The following is a 22,594-nucleotide window of genomic DNA, read 5'->3' on the forward strand; positions in this document are numbered from 1 at the left end:
AGGTTCGAGGATTTTCTGGTACAATTGAGGAAGCATTTTTATATTTTTGTGGTCTCTACACGACCACTTTACTCTTTTACCGATCGCCTCCTCAACCCACCACTCTCTCTACCATTGAGCCTCCTTGTCACCCCTTGAGAAAAACTATACAAACATCGTCAAGGAAAAGCCCGTTGCAAAAATACATTCATGTTTTGAAATCTCCAAATACAAGAAAAAATATTCATGATATTCGCTACTACTTGTGGTCATGCTTACAAGAACAAGGGTGGAGTGATGTGTGGCAAAAATTGAAAAAAAGTTCAACCTCGTATTCAGCATCCGAAATGTCTTGCATTACCAAGCTATCTAAATCTTTTAAGGGTTTCTATAGCGAGAGCGATTTTTATTCTCTAGTACAAGGTGCTGCTATCAATTTGGGTTTTACACATTTTCAAGGAAATCAAGGTGCTAATTCAAAACTTAGACAAGTTAGACTGCGAGATTTTGAAATTCCGATGGCTGGAGGATTTTATTTAACTCAAGACTGCGATCAAATACATGAATTATTCAAAGTTGGAGAACATCTAGACACCTGGAATGAATTACCAGATTTATTAGAAAAAGTTTCTTATTACCTCGATCACCCATCTAAAGCTAAAAAGATTGCTGCTGCTGGCAGAGATCATTGTTTAAAAAATCATACTTGGGAAAATCGGTTTCGGGACTTGTTGAAAGAGCTAGAATTATTTTAACAGTTATAGTTTAGCTATGTTATAATAACCAAGATGCTGTTTTCTGATAAAAAAAACAAGAAAATAGAACAGCTCTCAATACATTCTTACTGATGGATGAGGATTATATAAATGATGAATATCAATTATGAGTGGATATCAATGAGAATAGGCTTACTTAAGCATCCACAGTTTTATAGAAATCCTATCATGGCATTCTGGAGAAGGTTAGTTTGGAAACTCTATGCTGAACGTCAGCCTTTGTTGAGATTTGAAACCGAATATGGATTTGAGATAGAAGCTCAACCGCAAGATATAAGTGTCGGCTCACTCTTCTATAGGGGACAATATGAATGGGCTGAGTTAAAGTGGTGGAAAAAGCTACTGGATAGAGATAATATGGTGATCTTGGATGTTGGCGCAAACATGGGATTATATAGTCTCTTAAGTGCTGCTTACTCTCGTCAAAACCAATGGTCAGGAGTAAGAATCTTTGGTTTTGAACCTAATCCAATAGAATATAGTAAGCTCAAACGTAATATAGAAATTAATGGCTATTCAGAAATTTCAGTTTTCCCCCTAGCGATCAGCGACAACAAAAATATTGCTTCTCTGGTTATTCCGCCAATAGGACAGGGAATGTTTAGTCATTTAATAAATAAAAAATTACCAGACGAAAATTCAGGAAATATTGTTGAAGTACAGACTAAGGATCTGGATACTTGGTGTAGTCATAATGCTATTGAAAGTATACATTTGCTAAAAATTGATGTGGAAGGTCATGAGCTTTCTGTTCTTAAAGGTGCAGAGAATTTCTTATCTAATCAGCTAATTCATAATATATTTATGGAAGTAGGCCATGGACAATGGCGTGAAGCTGTGTCAGCTTTAAATCACTTTGGCTATTCAATTAATTTAATTAATAAACAGGGACAGTTAGAACCTTTTGATGAAGATCGCGTTGAAGGTTGGTCTAATATCCTTGCTCAACTTAGTCATTAAGTTTGTTTTTGAATTAGAGAACGATCAATATCAGCCAGCCGTTCTGCGATGGCTGGCCAAGAATAGGACTGTTTAACTAAAGTTTGAGCATTCTGACTCAGTTTTTGCTTCTCTGATGCTAGTAACTGAGAAATTGCACTGGCTACAGATGCTCTATTACCCTCTACAACTAACCCAGCGTTTGCCTGCTCAATCTCTGGGGAAATTTGTACTTCTGGGGTAATAATTACGGGTAAACCAGCAGCCATGGCTTCGACGACGGCAATACCGAAGTTTTCGGAAAAGGAAGGAAGGACAAAAAGATCTGAGCCTTGAAGGACTAAATCTTTATCTTCGCCAGTAACAAAGCCGGTAAATCGGGTGCAATAGTGTAAGTCTAACTGATGGAGTAATTGTTTTAATTGTTCAATATATTCAGGATCTCCAGAACCAGCAAGCAGGAGATAAATGTTGGGGTGCTTAGATTTAACTTGATGGAGCGCTTCGATTAACAGGTCTGGACGTTTTTTATAATGGAGGCGCGAGAGAAATAAGATAATGGGCGCGTCTAAAGGAATATCATATTTGTCCCGTAGTTTAGCTTTAGCATCGGGTTGGATTTCTGGAATGTCCACGCCTAGGGGAATGGTTACGGTCGGGGCAGTAATGCCATAATTGCGAACATCTAGGGCTTCTCCTTCTGAGGTACAGTGGATGGCGGCAGCTTGATTGAGGGTACGGCGTTCGATAAGAAGGCTATAGAGTTGTTTTTTGCGACGACTTTGAGCTAGGGCCCAGGGGGAGAGTTGGCCGATAGTGCGTCTAATATATGGGACTCCTTGGTTTTTGGCAAGAACGGCGGCACAGGTGGAAGGGTAGGAAAAGAGATAGTGGGTATGGATGAGATCGTAATCTCGGATATGATTCGATAACCATTGGGTGAGGGGCCAAGAAAAGAGAAAGCCTCGATCTTGAGTGAAGCTTGAACCGGATGAATTGTGGGTGGGGAAAAAGTAAACGGGAACGCCCTGATAGTCTGTCCGTTCTCCTAAAGGAACGTCTAGGGGTTGTTCTGATGCTCCGTTATCATCGGTGGTGGCAATTTCGGCGTTGATTCCATGTTTCTGTAAGGCTTTGACCATGTTGATGACAGCATAACTGGGGCCACCCCGTAGAGGTGAGACGCTGGGAATGACATGGAGAATGTTTAGGGGTTTGTTGTTCACGGGAGGGAAATACCAAGATTTTGTAACCACTTCTGGAGAATAACGAGACTCCAACGACGATACCAGGGGGTGAGGGAGAGTTGGGGAAGGGAGGTGAGTTGAAAGAGTGAGTCCCATTCTGGATCGTTGAGCCAGCGATCAAAGGGAAAGAGAAATCCTTGTTTGGGTTTGTTGATGACGCACTCTGGAAGTTCGGGAACGGCTTGAATGAGGAGTTGTTTGCCTTGGGCGAGTCTGAGGGGATGGGGAATGGTGTCAATGGTGTCTAGAATAACGCGATCGCAAAAGGGAACGCGCACTTCTAATCCCCAGGCCATGCTCATGACATCGCTATCTCGGAGAAGTTGGTTTCTCATATAGCGGTTGATTTCGAGGAAGCTGACTTCATCTTCTGGGGAGGGACAGGGGGGAATGTCTAGAGTAGGTCTGAGAGTTGAGGGGTCTTGGTGAGAGCAGAAGTGACTGAGAATTTGTAGGGTTTCTGGATGGGTGAAGATGCCGCGATAGCTGAGATAGGCGTTTAGGCTGTTGGGGGGATGTTGGAGAAAGTCGCTAATTCGTTGGAGTTTAGGATTTTTTGTCCATTGATTGAGGAGTTTTCCACAGTTGAGGGTTTGGAGGAACTGGAGGCGTTTTCCCCAGGCTACCATTTTTGGGACTTGTTGAAAGGAGCTGTAACCGCCAAAGAGTTCGTCACCCCCGAGTCCGGATAGGGCGACTTTTGTGTCGTGTTCTCTGGCGATTTTGGAGACGCAATAGGTGTTGAAACCATCGATGCTGGGTTGATCGATCGCCCCAATAAACTGATTCAGCCATTGCCGAGCAACTTTTGCGGTGAGGATATACTCGGTATGCTCAGTTTCAAAGGATTGGGCAATCCGTTTGGCAATAGGGCCTTCATTCCATGGGTTTTCTTCAAAGGCGATGGAGTAGGTTCGCAGTTGACCGAGTTGGGTTTGACGAGCGAGAGCAACGAGGGAGGTGGAATCTATACCCCCACTGAGAAATACGCCTACGGGAACGTCGCTGACAAAGTGATATTTGATGGAGTCGATCAGCGCTTGGCGAACTTGTTCTTTGGCTTCTGTGGGCGTAATGGGTTGGGGATTAAACTGGATTTGCCAATAGTGTTGTTGAGTGATATGTCCAGCTTGCCAGTGCAACCAATGACCAGCGGGGAGGGCATAGATATCTTGGATTAAGGTATCGGGTTCGGAAACGGAGCCACTAATGAGATAGGTATAAAGTCCTTTGGGGTTGAGGGTTTTCCGGGGTAAACCGGAGGCGAGGAGGGTTCGTAGTTCGGAGGCGAAGAGGAGGGTTGAGCCAGATTGCCAATAGTATAGGGGTTTGATACCAAGGGGATCGCGGGCGAGAAAGGTGGTTTTTTCTTGGTCGTCCCAGATGGCGAAGGCAAACATGCCTCGCAGTTGGTTGACGCAGTGGGAACCGTGTTTTTGGTAGAGTTTGAGGATAACTTCGGTATCAGTTTGGGAGTGGAAGGTTTCCCCTTGGGTGATGAGGGTTTCTCGCAGTTCGCGAAAGTTGTAGATTTCGCCGTTAAAGGTGATCCAATAGCGCCCATTGCTAGTGGACATGGGTTGATGTCCGGCGGGGCTGAGGTCGAGAATGGAGAGGCGAGTATGGGCTAAACCGGCTTGGCGATCGCCAGAAATATAGAGTCCCTGGTCATCGGGACCTCGATGTTTGAGGGCATTCTGCATTTTGGCGATGCTAGTTTCTAGGCGATCCGGATCTGAGTAACCGATACAACCGGCAATTCCACACATAGCTTAATGAACTCCTGTTGGATATTTTTCCTGCCAAAATTCCGATAGATGCTGGTTTAGAGTCTGTTTGAAGCGTTCCAACCCGTAAATTTCTATAACTTTTTGCCGCAGTGCTTGGGGCTGGTACATGAGAGGATTGGGATAGGTTTTCTGTAGGATTTGAGTTAAGGTCTGGGCAATTTCTTGGATGTTATTTGGGTTGACTAAGGCTCCGAGTTCGCCATGACAAAGGGCATCGATCGCCCCATCTTCGTTTCCGCCCAAGGTCGGTTTTCCACAGGCTAAGGCTTCGAGGTAAACGATCCCAAAGCCTTCTCCTTTACTGGGCATAGCGAAGACATCACATAGATTATAGTGGTCAGGGAGTTCTTCGTCAGGAATAAAGCCAGTGAGGGTGACGTGACGGCTCAGATCGAGAGATTGAATAACTTGCTCGACTCTGGCGCGATCGCCGCCTTTGCCGACTAGGAGATAATGGGCATCTGGACAGTGTGATAATACGGTGGGGAGTGCCTGTAAGATGCGATCGTAGCCTTTGTATTGCTCGTTGGGATCGAGACGAGCAACGGTGAGAATGATGGGTTGGATTGCTTCGAGATGGTAGCGCTCTAGAAGGTAGGAGGGTTTGGGGGTAATGTGGAATTTCTCTTGATCGAAGGTATTGGGTAGAACTTTAAGGGTGGTGGGGTTAAGGTTTTGGTCGTTAATGAGGCGATCGCGGGTATAGTGACTCACGGCAAGAATGCGATCGGCGTTTTGGAGGGCGATCTTGAGGTTGGGGCGATCGATATTCCAGACTTCTATCCCGTGGGCGATAATCCAGTAGGGAGTTCCGGTCAGGCGTTTGAGGAGAAAGGCGGCGATCGCGAAATTAGCATGGGTCGTTACCACTAAATTGGGTCGATACCATACACCAAATAAGAGCAATCTTAGCACAAAATGGAGCGTTTTCATTGGTTTTGGCCAAGAACCAGAAAAATAAAATTGAGTGTTCTCAAGATAGCTTGACTCTGGTTCAACCCAGCAATCGAGCTTCACAAAAATCTGGTATATATATTGTGAATACAAATGTTGTAAACCCAAGAGTAAAAAACTAGAATACACTTGAATTCCACCCTTATGTTGAAATAAATTGGGTATCCATACGTGTATTACTGATTTCTCTAAAACACTCACAATCGCCTTACCTGCTGCTTGGATTTCATAAATTTTTGTTCATGACATCGGCAATGCAATCTGCTAACCGTTGCCGATATTGAGACCAAGTAAGTTGTTCTGCTTTTTTTCTCGCAGCTTGTCCCATTTGAGCTAATTCTAGAGGATGGTGGTAACACCAGTCGAGTTTGTCTTGAAGAGCTTCAGTATCCCGAATAGGAATGATAAACCCTTCCACTCCATCCGTAATTATATCAGGCCCTGCCGTATTGGGTGTAGTAATGACAGGGATACCACAGGCCATGGCTTCGAGCAAGACTAAACCAAATCCCTCAACTAAAGAGGGGAAGACAAAAACACTAGCAGAACTGTAATATTGGTTCAGGGAATAGTGAGGAATGGGAGGAATATATCGAAAAATATCTTGATATCGATCCAGCCAGCCAGAAGGAAATTCATTAATCCCGATTAAGCATAATTCTGCATCAGAGAGCTTTAATTTTTTCCAAGCATTTAAAAGATAGTGAATCCCTTTTCGAGGTTCTACCCGACCCACATAGAGGGCGCGGAAACCTTTCTCTTTTTTAGGTTGGGGATGAAAATAGCCTAGGGGAGCGCCATAGGGAATGACACTAATTTTCTCTGGATTAACGCCGAAATTGAGTAGGGATTGACGGGTAATAGAGGAAGCCACAAAAATACGATCGGCGAGTTCAAGTTCTTGTTCTTTTCGCCTGAGCTTCCATTCTGGTTCTTTCGCTGCTTGTAAGGCGGGAGCGAGATCGGGAAAGAGTTCAGCTTCCTCAGCTTGAATCTGGCGACTCATTTGATAAAACAGTATTGGCAGATCGTACAAGCATAGAATTCCTTGTGATTTAGCGGCTTGAAAGGTAGTAGCTGCTCCATCTTCATAAGCATACACCGCATCGAGGCCCTTGAGGTGAGATTGGGCAACATGGCGATCGATGGAGGTATAGATCCAATCGGTTAATCGTTGATTATTGAGGGCTAGACGACGCGGTACACCACTCCGAACCAGAGCAACTCGGAGAATTTCCTGCCAAGGATGGGTATGGATAGTGGTTCCCTCTGGAGGCTTCCAGGTGCGTTTACTGAGTTCTTGAGAGATTGCGGTTTTGAGGGGCGTTGGCAACTTATTGAGGACGTTGGATAGAGGGGAGCCAGGATTATAGGCGATCGTGGTAATAATTGCATCAAGAAATCCTCCTTCTGCCAAGGCTAAAGCAGCTTCACGAGAATTGGGGTTACCGGTAGGATGAATCAGGGTAATACGGTGGCTGTTCATAAGAGTACATAATCTGATACTGCTGTCGCCAATTTTCCACTTTTTCTAGGTGAGGTAAGAGGTACAGAAATCCTGTCATAAACCAGTAATAAACATTAAATGTAATGTGGAAAACATGCTGATTCGGAAACCAAATTCCTTGGATCAAGAAAGCAATTAATGCTAGGTTTCGTAGGAAGGGTCGTTTTAATTTCCAGTATAGGATAAACAATCCCACAAGAATTGATATTTTTAATCCATACCACAGGAGAAATCCAATGGGCCCAATTTCTAATACAATTCTCCCCATTTCAGATTCAAACCCTACAGGAATCACTTCAGGATGAGGTAAGTTCAGGACATTGATTAAAACAGGAGTAGCTTGGTGAGTAGATCCAATCCCAAAACTGTCAAAATGTTTGTATTGTAGATTGTGAATGGGTTCAATCACAAACAGAAGTAAACGCATTCTCAGATCGGAGGTTAATAAAATTCGATCGAGAACTGTTTCAATTTCTGAGGCGAATAAAATCGGTGTTATAGCAACCATAATGAGGCTGGGGGGAACAATCCATTTCAGGATTCTCCACACTCGATGAAATTGGCCGATACTTTTAATCAGAAAATAACCGATGAATAGTAAACCAGCAGCAAAGATAATCGTTCGAGAACCAGTTATAAAAGAGTTCAAGACTAATAACACACCACTGATTACTAATATTCGAGTTTGTTTAGTGGGTAATTTTTCTTCTAAGAAGACTAACAAAATAGCTATATTGAATAATAAGTAAGGAATATAGGTATTGACATAAGAAAATGCTCCTGTAATTCGGACATTACCGGAAGATCCAAAGAGGGCAGTAGATCCTCCTGCTTGCTCTAATCCTGGTGCATAGGAATTAATAAAACTAGAAGCTGGACTGAAAAATTGGACTATGCCTAAAATGCCTACAGGAATAAAGAATACTAGTTGTTTTCTTAAAAATTCTTTCAGTTCATCTTCCGATCCGAATAAATCTGGAAACATCCAAATAATTGGGATGTAATAAAAATAGTTTTTCAATCCCCAAATTCCAACGATTAAAGATCCCAAGCTAGGGTTAAAGGCTTGGAATAACCCCCATAGCAAGGATAAGAGAAGAAATATATGAAAAAAGTCAATTTTAAATTGGGGTAAATTCTTTTTGGAGAGACCATAATATTGAAAATATGCTCCAAATAGGACAATATCTTTGAGGAAATAAATGATTTCGCTGGCTTGGGGTAAAACCCATTTTCTCAGCACTCCTTCTAGAACAATCAGGACTAATAAGGCTTTGACCGATCGCCGCCAGTCCATACAGGAAAGGTAAAAGATAACACTAACAGCAAATAAAGCAACCAGGAGTTTCATAGGTTGGTTAATTTAGAACGATAATGTGATTTTTTCAATAGCTTCTACTAAACCTTCCACATTTTCATGCGGTGACCAGGTTTCCATTCGAGTCTTGGCTGCTATACCCATGGCTCGAAGTTGTTCGGGTTGACTCAAAATTTGCTTAAAGATAGTCGTTAAGACATCAACATTACCACAGGGGTAGGTAAAGCCAGTTTTACCTTCTTCTACGAGATCGTAGCCTGCACCAATGCGATCGCTGACGACTACAGGTATACCACAAATCATAGCTTCATTGACGGGTAAACCATAGGGTTCGTATTCTGAGGAGAAAGCGAGGATATTGCTGGAAGCATAGACTTCAGGGAGGTGAGAATATTTAATCAAACCGAGAAAGCGTACTCTTTCTTGAATTCCCAGTTGTTGAGTTTGATCTTTTAAGTTATTTGCTAGTGGGCCATCTCCTACCATAACTAAATAACTCTTGGGAATACTCGCCTTAGCAAAAGCTTCAATGACATCTTGAGGTCGCTTTCGAGGAATAAATTTCGCACAGAATACGACCACCGCAGCATCTTCTGGGATATTCCATTGCGATCGCATTTTCTGACGATCGCAATTCCTCGCTGTTTCAGTAATTACATCATTATCTACCACATAGGGAGTAATAAAAATCCTCTCTTCAGGAACGCCTAATGAATGGATAAATCGCTTGGATGCGGTGGAAAGGACAAGCACAGCATCAGCAATTTGATTATAGAGAAAGGGTAAAACTTTTTTCTTAATCGGAATTTTCCAGTTGCCGCCAGAGATCGGTTCAATATAGGTGGCATCGGTGGAGAGAATCAGAGGCTTTTTAGCCAGTTTTGCCGCAGCGATCGCCATCCAAAACGTGACATAGTTGTGACCGTAAACCACGCAGCAATCAAAGTCTTTAACTAATTTCACTAAACCAGGATTGATTAGACCAAAAGCACGGTCTAAATTAGGTATGGGCGATCGATTAGGAATGTAAACCCAGGGATAACCTTCTAGGAGCGGAATATCAAAAATGGATTTGGTAATATATTCGGGGTTATTTTGCAAAGAATCAGTATGTAGTTTTTCTTCAGGCAAAGTGCAGTAAGCGACCAAAATATCTAACTTAGGGTGTTTAGCCATTAAGTGCAGGGATGCGGGATTTTGAATGGGTTGAGAAGAAACCAACAACACCCGTTTTTTATCTGAAGTCATGGTTTTAAGGTTTCCATAAAACGCTGTGCAATTACATCCCAACTAAAATAGTTTTGGTAAACTTTGAAACTCCGTTTATGGAGGTCTAGCCATAGTTTGTCATCTTGAAGCACTTGTGTCAATGCAGAGCCTAAACCTTGGTGATCGCCTTGGGGTACGAGCAAAACTCCCGCTTCAGGAATGGGAGGAGCGGTTTCTGTACCTTGATAAGCAACGATAGGAAGTCCACAGCTTAATCCGGCGATCGCCGTAGTTTTACGAGAGCAAATTTCACCCCGTACAAATAACATCACATCTGCTTCCATCAGCGCTTGAGTAATTTCTTCTGGCTCTAGCAACCCTAGGACAGAAATCTCTACATTAGAATCTTTTAGCACTTCTCTAAGTTCGGATTCAGCTTCTTTTGAGCCTCTTCCTAGAGTCACCAGACGTAAGGAATCAATCTGTTTAGCGGTTTGGGACATCGAAGCGGCGATCGCCTCTACTTCATCCCGCGTAATCTCTACACTGGTCATCCCAAACACTACCACGGTTTTTGTCTTCCTCTGAGAACATTCTCCCTTAGACTTCACTGCTATTAAGTCCGGTTCCGGCATATTGGAACCTACGGGAATAAATGTTGCTTGAGATGAAGCGACGGGGAGCCAGGTTAATTGCTCTAGATCGACATTAAAAATCGAGCGATCAGCTAATTTCATGGCTATGCGAATTGTCCACAGTTGTACCCAGCGCCGGATTTTATATTTTAGCCGTTCTCCAGGATATCCTTGAACTTCATGAAACATGATGGCGGTTTTGACTCCTCGGATTTTGAGCAGTCCAACCACGACAACAAACATCACGGGTAACGCTAACTTTGACCAAGCTGATGCGGTAAATTGGGCAATCACCCAGCGATCTCGCCATTGTCCACTTTCTACCCACAGCCATTGCAGTGCTTTTAACCATCCCCATTCTCGCCACTGCATGGGGAAGCGATCGCACTCAACCTCTTTTTGAGTCAAACTTTGCTCTAGCTTTTCCGTATAGTCAAACACGCCATCAGCGAGGGCTTGTTGCTGGCCGAGTAGTATGATGATTGAGGGATTTTGGCGATCACCGTGATTATCCATGACGGGAAAGTTTAGATTTTAGGGTTCTCAGTCCATTAATAATAGGGGTTGGCAGAGTCCGATTCAGAACATTATATGTTTTAACTAGCTGTAAGAGTTCTGGATCTTGACTAAAATTTTGCCACAAATATTGCCAGATATCCATGATATCACCGAGACTCTTTTGTCCAAGCTGTTCTTTAATAGAGGCGATCGACACTTTCGTTTTCAACGCATACAGGGCAATGATTTCTGGCTCGAATTCCTCTGCTTCTAACGTCTTTAATACTGCTGCCATACTGGATTGACTCCGCTTCAGTTTGGCGATCGCCTTTTTTGACTTTGATTCACCAACAGAAAAGTTACTTCCATGAATTCGCCAAAGGGAAAGGGGTTCATCAATAAAATAGCAATATTTATCCTGGAGAGCAAAGAGAACCAAATGCTCATCAATATACATATCAACCGCTTCAGGAATCGGTATTTTCTTAGCAATTTCGGTACGAGTTGCAAACGTCGATCCTCCACCAAACAAGATTTGATGCCGATAGAAATATCTCAGCAACTCTTTTCCACTCAGTTTGGTATTCTTCATCCACTCTGGAATTGGCTCGCTTTCTTTAGCATTATTATTGACATCCCAGTAAATGGCGGGATGAGAGACATGGACGAGATCGCGATCGGATTCAAAGCAATTAACTACTTTTTCCAGTTTTTCTGGCAAGAATATATCATCAGCATCTAAGTTAAACAGATACTTTCCCGTGGAGCGATCGATACCTACTTTAGTAGCTTTTGCTTTACCACTATTTTTTTGTTGGATATAGATAATCTCATCTGGGTAAGCTTGGATTTTATCTGCCGTATTATCAGTCGAACCATCATCCACTACAATGATTTCTAACTCGTTTTTAGACAAGCTAGATGAGAAAACACTGTCAATAGCTTCACCAATAAACTGACTATAATTATAGGTAGGGATAACCACACTAACCAAAGGAGAACTTTTCATGGTCTCACATTATATCTGAGAACAGACATGGTTGAGAAATCATAACTGATTATACAGATTCAACCTGACAAGTAAAAACAAATTGCCAACCAAATAATCCAGGAAATTGTTCTGTAGCTATTCGATCCAATTTCACACTACTTTTTGGGAAATAATTCCGAATCATAGGTAATGGAAGGAAACCATTTCCTTCTGAATTCAAGATTCTATATCCATTTTCTTTTAACAACTGATGAGAAGTTTGCCAATCAAAAAAACGAAAGTGAGTTCTATCCGTAAGCCCATCATCAGCATATCGAAAACAACCTTTGAGAAATTCTAAGCGTTGCTTCCAGAACAGTATATTGGGCAGAGCAACAACTAATATACCGTCAGATTTAATACTTGATTTGATTTGTTGAAGCAATTGTTGGGGCTGATAGAGATGCTCTAAAACATGACAGCAGATAATACAATCAAATTCTCCCAGTTTATCCCTTGGAAATATTTCATTGAGATCGTGAAGTACGACTTTATCTAACCATTCGGAACTAGTAGCCACTTCTGATTCATTATTAGTAATCCCTATAATCTCACAATCCATAATCTGTTTGATTTGTTTCCCGATGACACCAGCACCACATCCAATATCCAGAATTCTGCGTGCGGTTTTGGGAACTCTTGACATTACAGGTATATTATAAATAGTCTGTCCATCAATAACTTGATTAATTGAGTTCATGATTAGAGGAAGTTAACATTCATTAAACAATGGTATAGCTAAATTTTTATCTAAATAATCTTCTCATACTCACCTTCCTTAAATAAAGTGGCATACTCAATCCCCAATTTCCAGGTTTGCCAAAAGTCTGATAACCTAAAGTTATTATCTTTAACATTGAGCGACGTTAGCATGGCTAAGTATAAAAAATAACTCAAGCATTTTATTTGGGATAAAATCTGAGGACGGTAACAACTATAGGCTAGATAAGATAGAAGAAAAGCCCCTTTTGGGTAAACAATTTTATGCTTGTCTATTCGTTCCTCAACTGTACCGTGACTTAGGTGAATTACATAAGTATCCGGACAGCATCGAATCGGATATCCCAAGGCATTTAAACGAGGGCCAAATTCTAAATCGCAAACATATCCAAAGGCTTCTAAAAAACGATGTTTATCAAAAATCTTTCTAGGTATAATAGCTGAACCGCCACTAATGGCGAAACAGTCATCAAAATTAGTAATTGGTTTGTGAAATCCTCGCGGTTGAACTTCTCCTGGGAGATGTAAATGAGATTGAGGATTCGGATATTCGTAATATTCTCCTAAAATCCAAACACTTTCAGGGTCAGATTTGACAGTATCATAAATAATTTTAAAGTGATTTTCCGGAAAGATATGATCGTCATTAACTATCCGTACATGAGTCCCTTGACAGGCTAAAGCAGCGTTATTGAGGTTCGCTTGTAAACCTCGACGTGGCCCTTTAAGATACCGACAGTCCCACTTGAGAGCGATCGCTTCATTTTGAGGAGCAATTTCTGGAGTTGAATCATCTGAAATAATGATTTCATAAGGCTGAAAGCTTTGAGAACGAACACTTTCCAAGCATCGGTTCAAATAATCAGGAAGATTACAAGTCACTAGAGCAACGCTAATAGTAACTTCTTGAGAACTATGCATAATTTTCTCCTTTAAATTTCCGATCATTTCTAGCCCAAAACTCACCCGCTTTACCATCAGGAAACGGCAACCATTGTTCTATTGTAAATCCCCTTTGTTTAAGTAACTCTAGTCCATACTTAGGATTTCCTTGTTCACAAGTATGAAATTCTCCCACAACATACTGCACACAATTAAAGCTAGGTGATTGCATTATTTCGTATTCAGAACCTTCACAATCAAGCTTTAGGATGTCTATACTCCCATCCATTTTATCAGCAATTTCTTGAAACGATATCATATCACATACTTGAGAGGAGTTGATAGAACCGTTATTATTGGCAACATAACATGCTGTTAAATCTCCTTCAATACTTAAATTCACTTTACCAGTATATTGCCCTACAGCACAAGGATAGACTTCAACATTGAAAGAATCAACATTCTTCTTCAAGTTAGAAAATGTTTCACTACAAGGTTCATAGGCAATAATTTTTGACTCTGGAAATAAGGTAGCTGCATAAATCGAAAAAATTCCGATATTGGCTCCAATATCTACAATACTCTCTAGATTCTGAAATCGCTTTAATCCGTATGTATCATTGAGAACTATACCAATAAGCATCACTAAAGCATCTGGCCCAGAAATATTAATTTTATAGCCATTAACATAGTAGTTACAAGTATAGGGAATTTGGTTTGCTCTATAGTAACGTCTAGTCAATCGACTAACCGCATAAGCAGTTTTGACCCTTTGAAGTATTGAAGTGACCATAACCCCCTCCTAATTTAAGTTGGTATAGCATTGAGAATAGAGTTGTATTTGCTCGGCAGCAATTTTTGGCCAAGAAAAATTTTTGACGACCTCTAAACATTGTTGACATAATTTTTCATAATGACCTCTCTCAAGCGTCAGTATGCTAACTAACTTTTCGACAAAAGCATTAACATCACCAACTGGAACCATGAGAGCTGGATCTACATGCTTCAGCATTTCTCGAGGCCCAGGAATATCATAAGCTACTGTCGGTAAACCGCAAGCTATTTTTTCCAACACTGCAAATCCAAATCCTTCCATATAGCTAGGGAATGCTCCCACTGTAGTTCCAGATAAAAGCGATGGCAGTTCATCACTATCATACTTAGGAATAATTTCTATCCAATCCGAAGGGAGTAAATTCAGATCTTGCAAAACTTCTTCAGCGCTTAAACCTGTTCCCAGAAACTTAAATTTCACGTCTGATATTTTCGCTTTTGTACGATGGATTATTTCTGCCCAATCTCTAGAGCCTTTCCGTTTTCCCCAATACCCAATAAATACGACTTGTTTATTATTCAGACGAATGCTTGTTGATGGTACAGCTTCAGTGAATAACTGTTGTCGCTTTTCTGATAATCCAAAGGGAAAGACTGAACATTTATCACCAAGACCCCAATGTTCTTGTACATAAATCTTTTCGTCTTCATTGGGAAGATTGATTAAGTCACAAGTCTCTAAACTGCGAACGTAATAAGGGCGCTCTCTCATTTGTCGCCAAGACCGCAGAGTATTTGTAATGGGGTTGCCTTGTTTCGTCTGCGGCCACTTCTGTTGTTCGAGCTTAAAATACTCTTCACAAAAGGCGTACAATCCAACAGAACGCGCAACCAGTAATCCTTTAAACTTTAGTTCTTGTTTAGTAAAGGGTAAATTTCCTTGATGAGCATCGATAATATCAAAGCGATGACCATTAGCTATAGCGAATTCTTTGGCTTTACTTGAGAAACTAGGACGAGTAAATTGAGCCAGCCGTGAAGATTGACCATTCGGAAAGGCATCATTAATATCAAATTTTTCAATATGATGCCCCATTTTCCAGAATTCATCAGCTAACTCCAACTGCACTCTTGAACCACCCAGATTACGATCCCAAGGCATATGCAGTATCATTAGTATTCTCAAACTTTTATTATTATCCATAAAATCCTCCTATACTTCTTGAATAAGGTTATAGTTTAAGCATCTCGCCAAAATAAATGTTTAGCTCCAGCATAGTGACGTGCAATAGATTGAACCTTATTCCTGAAATTTAGTTGATCGCTGAGAGTTGTTGCTACTGTTGAAAAATCAAACCAAGTACCATTTGATTGCCAAAATATATAAGCTACAATAGTCTGTTCAAGATGATTTGTCGCTGCCTTTGCATATGGGAGTAAATTCATTAAATCATCTGGAGTTAACATATCTAATATGATATGATGTCGGTAATATACTAGTCCACAGTTTAGAGGATCTCCTTCTAGAAGACGATTATCTCCTAAAAACTTCACTAAATCTAGGTCATAAGCTTGAGCATAATCTTTCCCAGCTAGTATAGGATAATGTTTGTATTTCAGGATATCTAAAGCTGACACAAAGTCTCCAAACCAGAGAACATCAGAGTCGAAAATCAATGTGTCTGAGTGAGCATTAGCTGCAAGAGTAACAGCAAATTTTTTTGCATATCCTCCCCATCTTCCAGAATTAACCCAAGTTTCTATAAAGACTTTAGATTTAGTATCTAGTTGTTTGAATAAGGTGAGCCAGTTCCAAAATATTACATCTGCTGGTGCATTATCAAACCACAATTTTAATTTTGTGTAAGCTGATTCAGAGTCTCCAATGAGCCAAAACTTTGGTCTTGTAATTACTTGTTTCATTAAAGTACTCAAGCTATAAGCTAGTAACGGTACATCAGACTCACGTACAATCGCAATGAACTTTGGTAAGCTATGGTCTACAGGCTTCCAATCTATAAAGGGCTTTTTTTTAGCCTTGATATTTTTCATCAGATTACAGTATCTATATACTAATCTGTAGTTAATACCTTTTTTGATCCTAAGTATGGAAGACAAAAAGAGATTAGATATGCGATCGTTGTGATTATTTAAGGTCATTACTCTTTAACCCAAGATTTGTTGACAAAGTTTGAATTTTTAAATTTATTTTTTACTATAGTTATAAGCTGGACATATTTTAATATTTAGTAGTGAAATTATTTCTGAGAAACAATAGTATCTAAAACTTGAGCAAACTCAACTGCCCGGTTAGCATAGCTGAGTTCCCAATGAATGGGAGTGCGATCGCAAACTTTAGGATTCCCGGAAAACTTTTCACTAACTAACTTAGTTATTACTTCTGTCATTGCTGATACATCTCTTGGATGGACAATCCAAACCCCGGTTTTACCCTGTAAATAATCATAATTTTCACCAGGAGAAATAGCTGCCAGAATTGGTCTATCGGTCATTAAATATTCATAGGTTTTTGCTGAAATCCTCCCTCCTGGTTCAGCATCATCAGGACGTGCAGGTAGGGTCATAAATAATAGATCGCAGGAACAAGCAATTTGTATTGCTTCTTTATTAGGTAGAGCATCGTGAACTTGAACAACATTGTTCAAGTTCTGATTTTTTAAGGCACGATCAGTTACATATTTCGGATATGGATTTCCGTATAAATCTATTTTTATTTTCTCATCCCATTCTGGATGGTTATAGATTACTGTTTTTACCGCTTGACCCAAATACATTGGACTTGAGGTCTTCAAATCCAAATCTATGACTTTATATTGTCCTAGGTCATTCCAAAATTGATAGAGTCTTCTCCAAAAAACCTTCTTCTCTTCTTCAAAATGATAAAACTCAAACCACCCTCCCATAACCCCTATATAGGCAATTTGAAAATATTCATCATTTCTATTACTAATGTTGTCTTGGAAATCTTTTGGATCTGCCCCATATCTCACTAAGTGAAACTTATTTTGGTTATTTTTAGATTGCCTAGATTTCACTCTGTCTAAATTTCGCTGTGATACATATATAGTGGCATCAGAATTCTGGATATAAAAATCTTCCGTCCATACAGTCATTTTGTAATGTATCCAACTCATAAAAACATTTCCACTCATATCTGTGCAAGTGGGTGAATCATCAAAGTTTAAAATAACCGGAACACCAGTTAACCATTTTAAAATTATTCCTACCCATCCTACTGAATAAGGCATCATAAAAACAACAATAACATCTGGTTTTTCTTCCTTAATTAATTTCCATCCTTTTAGAATTGCTGGAATCACCCAAAATACAGCAAGTTCACCACCAAATGGAAGAATAAAACCCCAGATTTTTCCTAATTTAAGCTTAACAACTAATTGAACTAGAGATGTTGGATACCAATCACTAATCGAGTGAACCTTAATGCAACGCCCTAAACAACTTGATTGTGCTTTAGTTATTACATCAATAGCCCAGCTATCTTCCAGATATTGCATAATTTTATTACTCCGTATACTGGTTGGAGTAATATCCGGGACAAAATGATAACAAATTGATAAGACTTTTTTCATGAATTTCAGCCTAGAACACAGCAAAAGCGATGAACCAATCGAATCAAAGCGCTTTTGCCTTGATTTTTACCCACTTATAGATTCGTGCAATGAATTCCGGGTATCGTTTAGGCTTTATTAGAACACGATATCCCCTTAAGAAAAACTCCAAATAAACATAAGTTTTTTTGACATTTAAATTAGGTTCGTACACAGGGTAAAAAGCTTGGCTATTTGATTGTTCTTCCGTCAATCGTCTCCAGTGTTGGACTTGATCCTTTACTAAGGATTCTTCTGCTTTTATCTGAGCCAATACATCACTACTGATTTCAGTATCAAAAAGTTTGTTGATTGCCTTGACAATATCCTGGCTTAAACTCTCCCAATTTATATCTACAGCGCTACCATCTCCTAACTTGTTGGAAATATGATGAATCCAAATTTCTCGGTTTGGTGTTAAAGACAGATCAAATTTGGGTATTTCATCTTTATCTTGACAGAGGATAAAATAACCGCAGGACATTTTTAGGGCACGCTGTCTTGATAAGTTTACGAAACTACTATCTAAAGCACTATTATTTAATAGAACTGATTGATAGTACTCTAGAATAAATAAAGATTTCGATTGAGATCCTGGACTAGTGTTGTAGGTACTGAGAAATAGATCAATCTCCAGTTCTTGGCAAAGTGCGGATAAACGACAGATTTCTACACCAGAGGAATCAAATTCTGGTAGAGGAGCAAACAGATGGTTAACAGCAATATCTGGAAACACTGCGTTTGTACTTCTATTCAAAAAGTAAATCGTATGGCCTTCAAGATAAAAAACTATTCTAGGAATCAAAGTTTGCCAGAATTTGACCACCTCTAAATAGCCAGAATACCCAAACACACAGCCATCAATCAAGATATTCATGTTACGTCTGCCTTAGAGTTATCGTTATTTAATCTTTAGGAAGATTAGTCGGTTCTCCCATCTTGGAGTACTGAGACCACTTAGGTTTGTAGTCTTTTCCAAGCCAGCCCACAGCTTCAGCAAGTTTAGCATCATTATGGGTGCTACCATCATAGAGATCAAAGTTTTTCAGCTCCTCTCCTTTACCAAGAGCCACCATTTCTTCCCACATCTCAGTTCCTGGGAAGGCAATACAATCAGAGTTTTGCCAGTGAATAACATTATTGGATTTTTCACCAATTGATTTCAGTTCATTCAGAATTTTGAGGTCATTGTGCCAATCTTCTTCTGTTTCCCCAGGAAGATTCTTCATCGTCGTGAAATGAAATTCCATATTGGAAAAACGAGTCACCAAGTACTTGATATTTTCGTAGCTTTTCTTCGTGTTTAAGCTCTTCTTCGTATTGTTAACCAGCTTTTGATTAAAACTCTCAACACCAAAACGCATTCCCACGCAACCACTATCAACCATGAGATCGTATATCTCTAGGCGAGAAGTATCAATCCGCCCCATCATCGTCCAGGGTAATCCGATATCCTTCAGCCCCTTGCACAGTTCTGTAATCCTCTGATTACCCAGATTCCAAGTATCATCATCAAAAAAGATACTTCCAATCCCTTGGCTCTGATAGCCTTGTGTTATATACTCCAGTGCATCTCCTATAGTTTTGCGACCTTTCAAAACATCTTTGAGAGTGCTAATTCCATATTTTTGGTGTTTTTCCAACTTAGTCTGTTGATTTTGCACTCTAGCTTCATATTCTTTGTAATCACGAATGACACTCTTGATTTCATCAATCACTAATTCTGGAAGTCTATTGCGGTATTGACCATTATTCATGATCTTAGGCCACTGGCAATAAGTGCACTTAAAAGGGCATCCACGTGAAGTACTTACCGTTAACTGTGGTCTGGGAGTATTCATGGAAAAGTCCCAGTAGTTGTAAAGATATTCCAAGGGACGAAAAGGGAGAAAGTTTTCTCCTTTCAAAAAATTAATATCTTCTACATGATCGTAGGTGTATATAGGTGTAGCTCTATCTTGCTTCAAGACGATATCTAGAGCTGGCTTCTCGTATTCTCCAACTACACAATGATCGACAAAAGGTTCTTGTATTAAATCATTGACATAGGCTTGAACGTGAGGACCAACTAATACAACACGGCATGAAAATTGCTCTTTAGCCCAAATTGCAAACTCTTTAACTTTCCTGTACAACGGTGTAGAGGTTTCCAAGAAGAGAATATCTGGATTGTATTGGGCAATTTCAGATTCAACCCGTTTGTAATCCCAATGGTGAAGTGCAACTGCATCATAGAATTGAGCATCAATGCCATGTTTAATCAGGTAGTTAACCGCGTAGCCCATGAAGAATGGGAAACAGGCATACCCATGAATACCTTTACCTGTCCAAGGCCAGCGAGAACCAGCATTAGGCCCTGTGTAAATATTTCCTTGTTCATCGTATTTGATGAAGGGAATATTGCAGAATAAAACGTTCATAATTTTACCTCCTAAATGAATATATATATTAAGATGCTTGTTAACCCTGATAATTATTATAAAGCCCCTTCTAGATATTGCAATAATGTCTGAACTCGATTAGCGTATGTGTGGTTACTGAGAACACTCTTCTGTCCTTCTTTACTACGTCTCAATCTCTCTTCTGGCTCAGATAAATAATGAACAAGTTTAGCCCACATATCCTCATACCCCGCAGTAGAAACAACACTATTACCAAAGTAGTTTTCTATAGACTGGACATAATCAGACATAACAAAACCTCTACATGCCAGTATATCAAAAATCCTTAGATTGATCGTGTCCAGCTCAATATGTTCCTCAATATGAGCATTAAGATTAATTTTACAGCTAGAATATAATTTGGGTAAGTCAGGCATCGGTAATCTCCCTTGACAGACGCTAGATAAAGGTTCTGACCAAAGATTTCCATACATTACCAATCCAAACGGTAGAGCTGGCTCTAAGTAACGAAGATTAACCACTGGTCCCCTAATATTATTTCCTACAAATGACACTGGATACTCAAACTGCTCAGAAAATTGAGGATAAAAAAAATCAGGGTCTGTTGCAAATGGGATAACAGCACCATCGGCACAAGAGTCCATTAATTTTTTACTGGTGAACATGTAACCAGAAAACTTACTCTTGACTTGCTTAAATACACCGACTGTTCCCCTCGGATAATTTTTTTTGGAAAAGGCATTCTGCAAATACAGAAAGTTTTTTGTATTTTCCTGCAAATCCAAGAAAGGGTTAAAATGGATGAGAACATCCAGATCTTCCTCTATTATTCCTTTTGGGCCGTACAGGTGGACAGAATCAACTTTCTCATGCTGTAGGAGATATTTTTGCCATCCTCTAGCAATAATCTCATCACCCTGAACCTGCCCTGGTTTACCGACACCTATGCTGTTAATTTGGAATAACCGCAGACCTATTTTTAACTTATGGTTCATTAGGTTTCCTCCAGCTTATGAAAATCAGGATTATCTAAATCTAACTGCTGAGAGAGCATATTGATCCACTGGGCTGTAGTTTTAGTTCGGAATGTATGCAATTCATAAGGTTCTATGATAAAAATATCACCTTTACTTACACTTAAATTAGTACATTTACCAGAATTAATATCTTTGATTTCAATATCTATTTCCCCTGAGATGATAAAAAAAAGTTCGTGAGTTTCTTTGTGATAATGGTTTCCGCGAACTTCATTCGCTGCTGTCTCGATAAAGTTCACTTCTGCCCAATTTGCTTGAGTGATGCCACAAAAAGATCCTCGTTTATCGTGTTTTTTCATATAAGGGGATAATCGTTGCACTATACACCTCCTGCTACTGCTAAACGTCTGAAACCTTCTGCGATCGCATCCGCCTTCATTCCCAAGATAGCACTTGTTTTCTCTGCCCGCAGAGAAGCATCCTTTTGTAGGAATAAATTCTCTCCATGCTGCCCCACCGTTGTGGGAACTAGTAGATGGGTATCAAGATTGAATTCCTTGGCATAGGCTGTGAAGAGATCAAACCGACTTACTCTCTGACTGCCCACTGTGTGAAATATCCCAGTCAAATTATTATTTATGATGACTTCAAACATTTCCCCAAGATTAACTACATAAGTTGGCGTATTCATCACATCAGTAAAACACTCAACAGCTTGACCAGCTAGGAGTTGTTTTGACAACCACTGTAGAAGAGGAGAATGGTTGCCATAAATTCCACCACTACGACAAATAGCTACTCGATCATGTTCTTGTTTAGCTATTTCTTCTCCTTTCAATTTAGTTTTTCCATAGACTAAACTCGGCTCTGGTATATCAGTTTCCTGATACTGTCCATCTGTACAACTAAAGACCAAATCAGTGGAAACATAGATTAAATGAGCATCAATATCGTGACATACACGAGCCACATTCTGAGTTCCTAAAGCGTTGGTCTTATAAGCATCATCAGGGTTTTTCTCGCAATCTCTTACATTTTTATTCCCGGCTGCATGAATCACAACAGTTGGTTTGATCTTATGAAAAACTGATATGACTTCTTTCTCATTTCTAACATCTAACTGAATGGGATGAATGGATAAAGGATCATCCACATCGATAGGATGATTCATGTAGGTAGAGAACACTTCACTATTGCTGCTAGAGGAGAATAAAGTAGCTAGATTGGAGCCAACAAAACCACTACCTCCGGTAATCAGGATTTTTCTCACTTCTCCTCCTCCTTCCTCTTTTTCCTACACAACAATTTTCCTTTACTTTTTCTCATTG

General features: G+C 40.0%; 21 protein-coding genes. 2 read left to right on the forward strand and 19 right to left on the reverse strand.

Going from position 1 to position 22,594, the window contains the following annotated elements; translation table 11 throughout:
• Nucleotides 1–734: glycosyltransferase (locus J7545_RS00695; protein ID WP_318718993.1), on the forward strand; the 734-nt coding region annotated here is incomplete at its 5' end.
• Between the two features lie 111 nt (nucleotides 735–845).
• Nucleotides 846–1,715 (forward strand): FkbM family methyltransferase, encoded by an 870-nt coding sequence (locus J7545_RS00700; protein WP_318699309.1) that lies wholly within the window; start codon nucleotides 846–848, stop codon nucleotides 1,713–1,715.
• Here J7545_RS00700 and J7545_RS00705 read toward each other — a convergent pair.
• The 19 genes from J7545_RS00705 to J7545_RS00795 all read right to left on the reverse strand — a co-directional run bounded on the left by J7545_RS00705 (nucleotide 1,712) and on the right by J7545_RS00795 (nucleotide 22,536).
• A complete protein-coding gene (locus J7545_RS00705; protein ID WP_318699310.1) occupies nucleotides 1,712–2,920 on the reverse strand; it encodes a glycosyltransferase in 1,209 nt (402 codons plus the stop codon). The two genes, J7545_RS00700 and J7545_RS00705, sit on opposite strands and share 4 nt — an antisense overlap.
• Nucleotides 2,917–4,710, reverse strand: a complete 1,794-nt coding sequence (asnB, locus tag J7545_RS00710; RefSeq protein ID WP_318718994.1) for an asparagine synthase (glutamine-hydrolyzing) — start codon at nucleotides 4,708–4,710, stop codon at nucleotides 2,917–2,919. Before asnB ends, J7545_RS00705 begins: the two co-directional genes overlap by 4 nt.
• A 3-nt stretch (nucleotides 4,711–4,713) precedes the next feature.
• On the reverse strand, nucleotides 4,714–5,664 hold the full coding sequence (locus J7545_RS00715) for a glycosyltransferase (protein WP_318718995.1): 951 nt from the start codon (nucleotides 5,662–5,664) through the stop codon (nucleotides 4,714–4,716).
• 247 nt (nucleotides 5,665–5,911) lie between these two features.
• The gene (locus J7545_RS00720) at nucleotides 5,912–7,171 is read right to left on the reverse strand and encodes a glycosyltransferase family 4 protein (protein ID WP_318701422.1); all 1,260 of its coding nucleotides are present in this window, start codon (nucleotides 7,169–7,171) and stop codon (nucleotides 5,912–5,914) included.
• Complete coding sequence (locus J7545_RS00725; protein WP_318701423.1) at nucleotides 7,131–8,543, reverse strand: hypothetical protein; 1,413 nt, start codon at nucleotides 8,541–8,543, stop codon at nucleotides 7,131–7,133. The genes J7545_RS00720 and J7545_RS00725 overlap by 41 nt, the downstream gene beginning before the upstream one ends.
• A 12-nt stretch (nucleotides 8,544–8,555) precedes the next feature.
• Entirely contained in the window at nucleotides 8,556–9,758 is a 1,203-nt protein-coding gene (locus J7545_RS00730; protein ID WP_318701424.1) for a glycosyltransferase family 4 protein, read from the reverse strand.
• The gene (locus J7545_RS00735) at nucleotides 9,755–10,870 is read right to left on the reverse strand and encodes a glycosyltransferase (RefSeq protein ID WP_318701425.1); all 1,116 of its coding nucleotides are present in this window, start codon (nucleotides 10,868–10,870) and stop codon (nucleotides 9,755–9,757) included. Before J7545_RS00735 ends, J7545_RS00730 begins: the two co-directional genes overlap by 4 nt.
• A complete protein-coding gene (locus tag J7545_RS00740) occupies nucleotides 10,863–11,861 on the reverse strand; it encodes a glycosyltransferase family 2 protein (protein WP_318701427.1) in 999 nt (332 codons plus the stop codon). The genes J7545_RS00735 and J7545_RS00740 overlap by 8 nt, the downstream gene beginning before the upstream one ends.
• A gap of 49 nt (nucleotides 11,862–11,910) precedes the next feature.
• Entirely contained in the window at nucleotides 11,911–12,582 is a 672-nt protein-coding gene (locus J7545_RS00745; protein ID WP_318701428.1) for a class I SAM-dependent methyltransferase, read from the reverse strand.
• A 50-nt stretch (nucleotides 12,583–12,632) separates the two neighbouring features.
• Nucleotides 12,633–13,523, reverse strand: coding sequence for a glycosyltransferase family 2 protein (locus J7545_RS00750; protein ID WP_318701429.1), 891 nt, complete (start codon nucleotides 13,521–13,523; stop codon nucleotides 12,633–12,635).
• Nucleotides 13,516–14,277 carry an FkbM family methyltransferase gene (locus J7545_RS00755; protein WP_318701430.1) on the reverse strand — a complete coding sequence of 254 codons (762 nt, stop codon included), beginning with the start codon at nucleotides 14,275–14,277 and terminating at the stop codon, nucleotides 13,516–13,518. Before J7545_RS00755 ends, J7545_RS00750 begins: the two co-directional genes overlap by 8 nt.
• Nucleotides 14,278–14,286: 9 nt before the next feature.
• Entirely contained in the window at nucleotides 14,287–15,462 is a 1,176-nt protein-coding gene (locus J7545_RS00760) for a glycosyltransferase family 4 protein (protein WP_318701431.1), read from the reverse strand.
• 35 nt (nucleotides 15,463–15,497) lie between these two features.
• The gene (locus J7545_RS00765) at nucleotides 15,498–16,310 is read right to left on the reverse strand and encodes a hypothetical protein (protein ID WP_318701432.1); all 813 of its coding nucleotides are present in this window, start codon (nucleotides 16,308–16,310) and stop codon (nucleotides 15,498–15,500) included.
• 206 nt (nucleotides 16,311–16,516) lie between these two features.
• The gene (locus J7545_RS00770; protein ID WP_318718996.1) at nucleotides 16,517–17,794 is read right to left on the reverse strand and encodes a hypothetical protein; all 1,278 of its coding nucleotides are present in this window, start codon (nucleotides 17,792–17,794) and stop codon (nucleotides 16,517–16,519) included.
• A gap of 118 nt (nucleotides 17,795–17,912) precedes the next feature.
• Nucleotides 17,913–18,764, reverse strand: coding sequence for a hypothetical protein (locus tag J7545_RS00775; protein WP_318701434.1), 852 nt, complete (start codon nucleotides 18,762–18,764; stop codon nucleotides 17,913–17,915).
• A 28-nt stretch (nucleotides 18,765–18,792) separates the two neighbouring features.
• The gene (locus J7545_RS00780) at nucleotides 18,793–20,307 is read right to left on the reverse strand and encodes a hypothetical protein (protein ID WP_318701435.1); all 1,515 of its coding nucleotides are present in this window, start codon (nucleotides 20,305–20,307) and stop codon (nucleotides 18,793–18,795) included.
• 56 nt (nucleotides 20,308–20,363) lie between these two features.
• Nucleotides 20,364–21,284, reverse strand: coding sequence for a glycosyltransferase (locus J7545_RS00785; RefSeq protein WP_318701436.1), 921 nt, complete (start codon nucleotides 21,282–21,284; stop codon nucleotides 20,364–20,366).
• Entirely contained in the window at nucleotides 21,284–21,625 is a 342-nt protein-coding gene (locus J7545_RS00790; RefSeq protein WP_318701437.1) for a cupin domain-containing protein, read from the reverse strand. Before J7545_RS00790 ends, J7545_RS00785 begins: the two co-directional genes overlap by 1 nt.
• 20 nt (nucleotides 21,626–21,645) lie before the next feature.
• Entirely contained in the window at nucleotides 21,646–22,536 is an 891-nt protein-coding gene (locus tag J7545_RS00795) for an SDR family oxidoreductase (protein ID WP_318701438.1), read from the reverse strand.
• Nucleotides 22,537–22,594 lie beyond the last annotated feature (58 nt).

The sequence above is a fragment of the Roseofilum sp. SBFL genome (assembly GCF_017746885.1).
Classification (GTDB): Bacteria; Cyanobacteriota; Cyanobacteriia; order Cyanobacteriales; family Desertifilaceae; genus Roseofilum.